General features: G+C 68.7%; 7 protein-coding genes. All 7 read right to left on the bottom strand.

What is annotated here, in order from left to right:
* Positions 1-47 precede the first annotated feature (47 nt).
* Positions 48-1,331 (bottom strand): GNVR domain-containing protein, encoded by a 1,284-nt coding sequence (locus NN4_RS38285; protein ID WP_147141460.1) that lies wholly within the window; start codon positions 1,329-1,331, stop codon positions 48-50.
* A complete protein-coding gene (locus NN4_RS38280; RefSeq protein ID WP_147141457.1) occupies positions 1,322-2,722 on the bottom strand; it encodes a hypothetical protein in 1,401 nt (466 codons plus the stop codon). The genes NN4_RS38285 and NN4_RS38280 overlap by 10 nt, the downstream gene beginning before the upstream one ends.
* A complete protein-coding gene (locus NN4_RS38275; RefSeq protein WP_147141454.1) occupies positions 2,719-3,732 on the bottom strand; it encodes a CgeB family protein in 1,014 nt (337 codons plus the stop codon). Before NN4_RS38275 ends, NN4_RS38280 begins: the two co-directional genes overlap by 4 nt.
* Positions 3,729-5,093 carry a lipopolysaccharide biosynthesis protein gene (locus NN4_RS38270; RefSeq protein ID WP_147141451.1) on the bottom strand — a complete coding sequence of 455 codons (1,365 nt, stop codon included), beginning with the start codon at positions 5,091-5,093 and terminating at the stop codon, positions 3,729-3,731. The genes NN4_RS38275 and NN4_RS38270 overlap by 4 nt, the downstream gene beginning before the upstream one ends.
* Entirely contained in the window at positions 5,086-6,267 is a 1,182-nt protein-coding gene (locus NN4_RS38265; RefSeq protein WP_147141448.1) for a glycosyltransferase family 4 protein, read from the bottom strand. The genes NN4_RS38270 and NN4_RS38265 overlap by 8 nt, the downstream gene beginning before the upstream one ends.
* Complete coding sequence (locus tag NN4_RS38260) at positions 6,264-7,319, bottom strand: glycosyltransferase family 4 protein (protein ID WP_147141471.1); 1,056 nt, start codon at positions 7,317-7,319, stop codon at positions 6,264-6,266. Before NN4_RS38260 ends, NN4_RS38265 begins: the two co-directional genes overlap by 4 nt.
* Positions 7,320-7,468: 149 nt before the next feature.
* A complete protein-coding gene (locus NN4_RS38255) occupies positions 7,469-9,274 on the bottom strand; it encodes a hydroxysqualene dehydroxylase (protein ID WP_246181311.1) in 1,806 nt (601 codons plus the stop codon).
* Between the last annotated feature and the right edge of the window lie 64 nt (positions 9,275-9,338).

Genomic DNA, 9,338 nt, shown 5'->3' with positions numbered 1-9,338 from the left:
GCCGAGCGCCGCGGCGAGCATGCGCCGTCGGCCGACCGCATCGTCGTTCATCGCCGCAGCCTCCCGCTGAGTCGCTGCAGCCGGTTGCCCGGCTTGCTGTACGCTACCGCGCCGGTGAGCTTGTTGTCGCCGAATGTGGCCAGCGCACCGCGCAATTCCGGCGAGCTGGTCCGCCCGAGCAGCACGACCGCGATGGTGTGATCGCAGAGCGGGGCCACGGCGATGGCGTCGGCGGCGTGCGCGACGGGTGCGGCCTGCACCACGACATGGTCGTAGTCGGTGGTCAGTTTCGCGACGACGGCCGCGAACCGGTCCGACGCGAGCAGATCGGGTGTCCGCTCGTCGGCCGCGCCGAGCGGCAGCACGGTCAGGCCGGTCTCCGGCCACGCGGTCAGTGCCTCCGATATCGGCGCGGTGCCCTGCAACACCGTGGCTAGACCGGCGCTCGGCTGCTCTGCCAAGGCGCGCGAGCTGCCTTGGCCCGAGGTATCGGCGTCGATCAGCACCACCTTGCTGCCGGTGTCGGCGAACGACTTCGCCAGTGCCACCGCTACTTCCGGCTCGGACTGCGAGGAAAAGCTGGTCAGCAGCATGCTTCGGCTCTCGCCCTCACGGAGCAGCCGGGTGCGTAGCCGTCGTGTCTCGTCGGGCGCGCCGGGCCGATCCGCGTCGATGATGCCCAGGATCGGCACCGGCAGCACGGCGGCCAGATCGTTGGACGTGCGCAGGGTGCGGTCGGTGCGATCGCGGACGAAGGCGGCCGCGCAGCCGAGCGCGATGCCGGCGAGCAGGCCGAGCGCCAGGATGCGGGTCGACTGCGGTCCGCTCGGCGCCGTGGGCACCTCGGCGCGGTCGACCACGGTGACCCGTGCGGCCGGCGCCGCGTCACGCTCGATGGTCTCCAATTCGTCTACCAGGCGCCGGAATTGGGAAACCACCGAATTGGCCAGGTCGCGCGCGCCTTCGGCGGACGAGGACTGGACGGTGAGGATGATGTTCGTCGTCGCGGGCGGCGAGAACGCCTTGATGTTGCCCTGGACCTCGCTGACCGACATCTTCAGGCCGAGGTCGTCGATGACGCGTTTGGCGACGGTGGCGCTGGTGGCCAGGTCCAGATACGAGCGGACCCGCTGCTGGGCGGCCAGTCCACCCTGATAGGAGTCGTTGACCGACGTGCCGGTCGCCATCGACACGTACATGCTGCTGGTGGCGACGTAGGTGGTCGGGAGGGTGCTGAGGTATCCGGCCGACGCGCCGAAGCACAGCACCATCACCGCGACGATGATGACCCAGCGTCGGCGCGCGATATGCCAATAATCGATCAATCCCATGGGGATTCTCTCTTTTCGGTAGTGACAGCCCCGACGACAACAGGTTCCGCAGCAGGTGGTCGCTCCGCGGACGGTAGATCAGTCTGTGTGCGCCTGCGGTATTCGCGGACGACCAGCGAGATGAGCCAGGCGAGCACGGCGGCTTGCAGGAATTTGCCGAGATTCTCCATGCTGCCGAGAATCCCGCGTTCGAACAGCGCGGAGGAGCCGGTCATCGCGAGCCCGAGCACCACGATCGGGAACACGCGCGAATATAACGCCCTGGCCCAGGCGAGCAGCAGCAGAAAGGTGAAGACGGCACAGATGCCCACGCCCGGATAGCCGCCCAGCACATAGCCTTCGTTGAGATTGCCCTCGGCCAGCGACACCGACACCCTGGTCATGTCGACCGACGCGCCGCGCACATCTTGCGCCCACGCGGTGCCGGACTGGAACTTGGCCGTGCCGAGCAGCTGACTGGGAACCAGGCTGGCCGCGGCATGCCGCAGCGTCTCGACGGGCGACAGCCACAGGCCCGGCTGGTGGAAGTAGGCGTCGGTCGCGGCCTCGAGTAGATCGAACCGTCGCAGAATGCTCAGGAAGGGCTGGACGACCGGCGGATAACTCGAATCGACCAGTGCTGCTTCGGCTTTCGCGTACTCGGTCTGCTTCAGCGACTGCAACCAACCGAACCCGCCGACGCCGAGCACCGCGATGGCGCCGACCGAGATCGCCTTGGTCTTGGTCCACCCGAGGATCGCGAAGCGGATGGCGATGGCAAGTGCGGCACCGATGATGGGCGTCTTCGACTCGACAACGGCGGTCCAGGCCAGCTCACCCATGAGCAACCCGCCGATGATCAGGGCGGTCAGCTGCGGGCGGGCAGGGCGGACGAAAATGATCAGCCCGAGGGCGGAGATGGTGGCCAGGATGGCGACGAACGACAGGATCGGATTGGCGCTGCCGATCTCGCCCGCGCCGCCGACCGAACCGGAGGCGACGGAGGCGGCCCGGCCGAACAGTCCCACGCCATAGGTGGCCACCAGGGTCGGCACGAAATTCGGATCGCCGGTCAGTGCGGGCAGCTTGACGGGCGGATGCCGCCGAGCCCAGAACGCATAGGCGACAACGAGTCCCGCGTAGACCCACAGGCCGAAGGCGACGTGCTCCAGCACCAGCGCGATGCCGCGGTCGTAGCCGAACTGGGCCAGCCGCGGGTCGGCCACATTGTCACCGAAGTGCGGTTCGGGCTGCACCCACAGCAGCACGAGCGGGCGCGCCAGATACGACAGCGACCAGAACGCCGCCTGCGCGATGAGGAACACCCGCGCGACGCCGGGAATCGTGCTGGCGGCCACCACGATCGTGGCCAGCGCGAGCGCGATCAGCAGGACCTCGGTGGTGGCTGTCATGAGCGGTCACTGACCGCGCGCACGATCTCGCGGGCCCGGTCGACGTAGCGGTGCTCGCTCGCGACGATGCGCTGGTACCCGGCCTCGGCCACCGCGGCCGCTTTGTCGGGATGCGCGGCGCACCAGTCCAGGATGGAGCTCAGCTCGTCGGCCCCGGTGAACAGGAAGCACTCGCTGGTGTCCTGCAACAGTTCGGCGTGCTCGTCGGTGCGTTCGCCGACGAAAAGCCCACCGGCGGCAGGCACTTCGAAGGTGCGGCAGGTGTGCGTATCGCGGTTGTCGGAGTTGAGCAGGACCAGGTTGGCGGTGACGCTCGCGACCACCTCCGAGTAGCGTTCGCCGTACACGGCGCCGCCGACTTCGGCTCCGGTGGCGCGCAATTCGGGCACCCGGCGCCAGCCCGGCCCGTGCACCAGCATGCGGGAGCCGTGCGTACTGGCGAGCTCGACCAGCTCGGCCCGGCGGTCCGGGCGGCGCACGCCGATGAAGCCGACGAGGAACTGCCGGGTGCCGCGCCGCGCGGTGGGGTGGTGCCAGGCCGGGTCGTAGGCGCTGCGCACGAAGGTGACGGCGCGGGCGCCGCGGTCGCGCAGTTCGGCGACATTGTGGCGTTTGGTGGTGACGATGTGGTCCCAGTCGGCCTCGTGCGCAAGGTATTCCGCGCTGACATTCTCGGGGTTCGCGACGTCGTCGGGGCTGTAGTGCACGTGCAGCCGCGCGGGGACGTCCAGCAGCCTGCGCTGGTCGAAATGAATGCTCTTGAACGCGAACAACATGTCCGGCTGGAACACGGCGGCGGCCCGGTCGATGTCGGCGTGCAACCCGGCCACGTTCCACGGCGCGCGCTTGCGGGCCAGCTTCGAATACACCCAGGGCGGCGAGAGTCTGGTCGGCAGGGTAACCCGGGTCGTGTCGATGACCACGACGTCGTGCCCGGCCTGTCGGAAGCCGTCGGCCAGTGAGTGGGCATTGCTGCCGACCCAGTCGTCGCCAAGATAGAGAATTCTCATGTCCCGCCGTCCTCCCGCATCAGCACAATCGCGGGATCCGGAGCGGGTGTTACCCGCTCACGGCGGATGAGTGTGCGGATCCTGAGCAGATACCAAGCGGCGACGGTGAATTCGACGATCACGGTGCCGTAGACCAGCGTCCACACCGAGTGGGTGCGGAACGCGATGGCCAGTGCCGTGGCCGCCACGCAGGTGCCGAGCACCGCGCCGATCAGGACGCCGGTGGTGTCCTGGCGCACCGGGAGCACGGCGGTGGTGACGAACGAGGTGATCGCCGTCGCGGGCAGCACGAACGTCTCCACCCGCAGCAGGTCGATCGCGGCGGTGAAGTCCTTGCCGAACACCAGATGGATCAGCATGGGCGCGGCCAGCCATACCGCGGCGGCCGCCACCGTCGCGGTGCAGACGCAGGCGGCCAGGGCCTGGAGTGCGTGCCGCCAGAAGTTGTCGTCGGCGCTCTTGCGCGCCATCCGCGGTAGCAGGGCGAAACCGATGGGGTCCAGGGTGGATTGGATGGCGCGGACCAACCGGTCGCCCGCTGAATAGAGCCCGAGCGACACGGCGTCGAGCACGCCCGAGTACACCGCCGCCGCACCTTGCCCGTAGGTGGTCACCAACAGACGAGAAGTGAAAACCGGTGCGCCGGTACGTAACACGGTCCGCACGTCGCGCGGCCGCGACGGCAGCCCGAAGGTGCGCAACGAATCCCACCAGGTCAGCAGCACGGTCGGAATGGACGAGACGAGCAGACACAGCACCGCGACCTGGGCATTGGGCACGCGGGGGAGCACCGCCACGAGCAGCGCGAGGTACCCGATGCGGCCGACGGCTTGATAGGCGGTGGAGGCGCCGAAGCGCCCCTGCCCGATGAGCAACCAGTCTTCCGACACCGACCAGAAGCCGCCCGCGAACAGCCCGAGCAGGATCATCTCCAGATGCACCGGTGCGCCGAGCGCGTAGCTGAGCAGCAACGCGACGCCGAGGACGCCGAGGGTGGTCGTGCGGATGGCCAGGTAGTCGCCGCGCAGCTGATTGATGTGCGCCAGCCGGTCGTCGCCGAGGCCAGCGTCGTGCACCCGCGCGGCCAGGTACGAGGTGATGCCGAGATCGACCAGCAGCGAGCCGATGAAATAGGCCGACATGCCGATCGCGAGCAGGCCGAGACCGTGCGCGCCCAGTACGCGGGCGATCAGCGGCACCGTCACGATGGTGACGACGTACTGCCCGTACTTGCCGAAGCTGACATAGCCGATGTCGCGAACGATCCCGAGAAAGCCGTGGCGGCGCTTGATATTTCGGCGGTGCGCTCCGGGTGGAGCGGGTGAACGGTCCGGGTCGTGCTGGTCCGCGTGTTCAGCCATGCGGGGCTCTCTCTGCTGAATGGGGGGTGCCCGCCGCGCCGTTGCGTTGTGCGATGTCGTAGAGGAAGGTGGCGACCGTGTGCGCCGTTTCGGTGATGTCGAAGTCTTTGGCGCGCGTGCGGGCCGCCGTGGCCAGTCTGGTGCGCAGTGCTGGGTCGCCGATGAGGGTGTCGAGTGCGGCGGTGAGTCGTCGTTCGTCGCCGCCTGGTACGAGTAACCCGTCGACACCGGGCTGGACGATCTCGGCGGGACCTCCCGGCGTGCTGGCGATGACGGCGCAGCCCGCGTGCATGCCCTCGACCACCACTTGGCCGAACGGTTCGGGAAGGACCGAGCTGTGCACCAGAATGTCGGTGTCACGCAGGTATTCGGCGGGGTCGTCGACGTGGCCGGTGAAAGTCACCGGCAACTGGAGTTCGCGGGCAAGACGTTCGAGTTCGGCGCGGTACGGCTCTTCGTCGAAGAACGTGCCGCCGATCAGGAACACCTGTCGCGGACGGACTTTCGCGGCGGCGAGGGCACGCAGCAGCACGTCCTGGCCCTTCCAGGGTGACAACCGGCCGACCACGGCGACCACGGTGTCGGCGGGCGGACGTTGAGCCCGACGGGGGATATCAGGGCCGAGTTCGACCCCCGGATAGGCCACCAGCGCGGGCCTGCGTCCGACCGGCAGGGTGGCCAGCGTGGTGCGGCTGTTGGCGAGATAGCCGCGGCTGAACAGCCGCCCGAGCAGCCGCAGCACGAGGGTGGGCAGTCGCCCGAAGTAGTCGCGGGCGAGGCGATCGTGCACCTGCCAGACCAGCGGAACGCGGGCACGCCGCGCGGCCACCGCACCCATCACCAGCGCCTTGCTGCTCTCCGCCACCACGACGTGCGCGCCGAGCTCTTTGGCGGTCGCGCCGAGCGACCAGCCGAGCCGCAGCAGAGCGGCGAATCCGGCGACCAGGCGGAGCGGGCCGGAACCGATGGTCATCGCGCGGCTGTCGAATCGGCCACGCAGCACGCGGGTTTCGATCCCGCGTGCGCGCATCCGTTCGACCAAGGGGCCGTCCGCTGTGTAGACCATGGCGACGCCGAGCCGCCCCTGGTCGCGTAGGGCCGACACCAGTCGCAAGGTGGCGAGCTCGGCGCCGGAGGGCGCCGCGGTGTGGGCCACGAACAGTGCCGTGGTCATTGCCTGATTGCCCGGTACATCGCGAGATGCCGCTCGGCTGTGACATCCCAGGAGAAGGTCTCCGCGTGGGCCCGGCATTGTGCGGGGGTGGGCACGGTGCCGTGCAATCCGGCGACCAGGCGGGCCCCGAGCGCGTCGGCGTCACCGGCGGGGACGATGAGCGACGGATCGAGCCCGCGCACCGAATCCGGTAGTCCGCCACAGTCGGTGACGATCGGCGCGCGCCCCGCAGCCAGCGATTCCAGCGCGATCAGGCCGAAGCCCTCCAGCGCGGTGGTGGGCACGACGGTCAACTGCGCCTGCTCGTAGAGCTCGGTGAGCCGCTGATCGTCGACGTGCCCGGCGAACTCGACGGTGTCAACGAGTGATGTTGCGGCGGCGCGTAATTCGGCCTCGGCCGTGCCGGTGCCGACGATTACCAGTCGCGCCGTCGGATGCTCGTCGAGCACACCGGGCCAGGCGCGCAGCAGGGTATCGATCCCCATCCGGTGTTCGAGCCTGCGGACGCACAGCACGGTTCGCGTCTCGGGTCGGATAGGGGAGGCGTCGAAGCGGGTCAGGTCGACGCCGGGCGGGATGACCGCGATGCGGTCCAGGGAAACCCGGTAGTCGGTATGTAGTACCTCGCGAAAGTGGTTGGACAGCACCACGAATCGGTCCGCGCCGAGGTAGCGGAGGCGTTCGATCAGATACTTCGCGCGCGCCGCCGCCGCGCTCTGCCCGGTGAGCCGGCTCTCGGCCGCCCACGGCCCATGGAAGTGAACGACCAGCGGGAGCCGTCCGTGCCGGGCGACGGCGGCCGGCCCGTAGAGGCAGAAGTGCCGGTCGAGCACCGTGCCGGGGCGCAGCTCGTCGCGATCGAGGAAGGCGGTGCTGGCCCGGCGCACCGTGGAACCGCCCAGCCTGCCCCATGATCGGGCACCGGGGGCGGGCGCGCCGAAAGCCGCGGCGGACACCTCCGCGCCGGGTTGCCTGGCGAGCGCGTGGAACAGCTCGGTGAAGTACCGGTTGAGCCCACCCGGCGCGGACGCGAACCACTCGGATCCCGTCATGTGCACCCGGACGATCTCGGTACTTTCCGTCACCCATGCCCCCTACTGGCGGTGATGGCGGACGAGTCGCTGTCGGTGAACCCGTCTCTCCCGCGAAAGTCTAGGGGACCGAGGCTTTTCTGGCGGGCAGTCGGCGAGCAACCGAAAAGTCAACCGAGATCGAACAGATTCGGCTGCCCCGCGCGGTAGCGAGCGGCGTCCATCTGACGCAGCGGTTCGAAGGCGGGAATCGAGTCTCTGGTGAACAGCGTGGCCCGTTGCGCGGTGGATCCCGCGGCGTCGAGCAGCGCGTTCACCGCGGCGCGGCCCGCCTCGTTGGCGCCCTCCATCGTCGCGAGGTCGAAATTGGTCCGCACATAGTCGGCGGCGAGGAACAGGTTCGGGATCTTCGTGTACGCGTTGGGCCGCGCCGCCCAGGAACCGATCGTGTTGACCAGCAACGGTTCATCGTTCTGGTTCCGGCCGTCCTGCCAGCTGATGCCTGGATCGAGCAGCCAGTCCCGGACGATGCCGTCCTGCAACTGAATTCGGCCGTCGTCGTTGAGCGCGGCGGTGAGCTGTGCCCAGGTCTCCTGGTAAATCTCTTCGCGGGTGCAGTGTTTGGCGGTTTTGCCGAACAGGATGCCGGGGGTATCCCAGTCGGCGATGTCGATGGTGAGGCCGTCGAGGACGGTGCCGTCGCCGTACTTCGCGGCGTAGTCGACCTCCCAGAACGCGCGCTGGGAGTACGAGGTCAAGCGCCACGGCGCGTCGAGGTAGATGTTGTAACCCGCGCCGAGTTCCAGCTTTTCGCTGACGAACATCTGCAAGCCGGTCATCCAGTCGAGGGTGAGCTCGTCCATCCGCGCGAGATCCGGGTCCAGGCCCCGGATTTCGGGCGACCACAGTCGCCGCGCGCGGTCCGTCGGCACCGCGCAGACGTACCAGTCGGCACTGTGTAGTCGAGTTACGCCGTCCGGCACACGGATTCGCGCGCCGGCGATCTGGTCACCCGCCACCTCGAAGCCGTCGAGGGCATGGCCGGGCCGGAACTCGACACCCATCTCGCGCAGTAGCGTGATCCACGGATCCAGCCACGCCTCGTTGGTCGGGCCGTTGAGCACCTCGTAGACCTTGGGGCCGCCGGTGAGCTCCTGGAGCAGGGCGATGAAGAAGCCCTCCATCATGTTGCCCATCGTCCTGGTGCTGGCGACGTACTCCTTCGCGGCGACCAGCGCGCGCGTCAAACCCGTTGCGGCGAGGGCCTGGAACTGCGCCGACCTGCTCCCGGCGTCGACGAAATCCCACCAGCTCACGTGCTCCCACTGCCCGAACCTGCGCTCCTCGCTGGAGGTCAGGTAGGTGACGACCCGGCCGGCCATGTGGATCGCCTCGGGGAGCGGGATGAGGTTGTTCTTCAGAAAGACCTCGACCAGAATGCGCTGCAACCCGTCCGGGGTGAGGGCCTGCCGTGGATCGAAGTAGAAGCCGAACATGAGCGGGAAGCCGTCCGGCAGATTTCCGGCGCGCGGGTAGCGCGGGTCGTTGACCGAGAACGGAACCAGGTTGTCGTGCACCGTGTTTCGGGTACCGGGCAGTGGAATGCGGCGCATCGTGTCGTGCACGTGGTGATAGAACGAGGTGAAGCCGCGGGCGCCGTGCTCGCCCGGTAGCGGCGCGCGACCACCGCCGCCGGTGCCGGGTAGCGGGATGGTGCGTGACTTGCCGCCCAGCTCCTTGCGGTCGAACACCGTCACCTGGAAGCCGCGCTCGGCGAGCTCGTGCGCGGCGGTGAGTCCGCCGATGCCCGCGCCCAAGACCGCGACCGTATTGCGCGGCGGACCGTTTCGCCTGCGTGCCCCCTGTGCCGCCGCCGGACCCGCCGTCGCCGCCAACCCGGCCGCGCCTGCCAGACCCGCCGCGCCACGCAGTACCGATCGCCTGCTGACCGCGCTGTCCCGATAGTGAGCTGTCACTGCACGACCCCGTTCGCAATTCTGACTATCCTGATAGTCATATTTAGCAGACGGTCGCTCGCCA

This window comes from Nocardia ninae NBRC 108245 (assembly GCF_007990755.1).
Classification (GTDB): Bacteria; Actinomycetota; Actinomycetes; order Mycobacteriales; family Mycobacteriaceae; genus Nocardia; species Nocardia ninae.
Note: the sequence above shows the minus strand (reverse complement) of the source record. Positions and strands in the feature narration are given on the sequence as shown.

Bases quoted from the DNA above. Each gene is read 5' to 3' on its own strand.
- NN4_RS38285 (WP_147141460.1), bottom strand. From the start codon at position 1,331: ATGGGATTGATCGATTATTGGCATATCGCGCGCCGACGCTGGGTCATC.
- NN4_RS38280 (WP_147141457.1), bottom strand. From the start codon at position 2,722: ATGACAGCCACCACCGAGGTCCTGCTGATCGCGCTCGCGCTGGCCACG.
- NN4_RS38275 (WP_147141454.1), bottom strand. From the start codon at position 3,732: ATGAGAATTCTCTATCTTGGCGACGACTGGGTCGGCAGCAATGCCCAC.
- NN4_RS38270 (WP_147141451.1), bottom strand. From the start codon at position 5,093: ATGGCTGAACACGCGGACCAGCACGACCCGGACCGTTCACCCGCTCCA.
- NN4_RS38265 (WP_147141448.1), bottom strand. From the start codon at position 6,267: ATGACCACGGCACTGTTCGTGGCCCACACCGCGGCGCCCTCCGGCGCC.
- NN4_RS38260 (WP_147141471.1), bottom strand. From the start codon at position 7,319: ATGACGGGATCCGAGTGGTTCGCGTCCGCGCCGGGTGGGCTCAACCGG.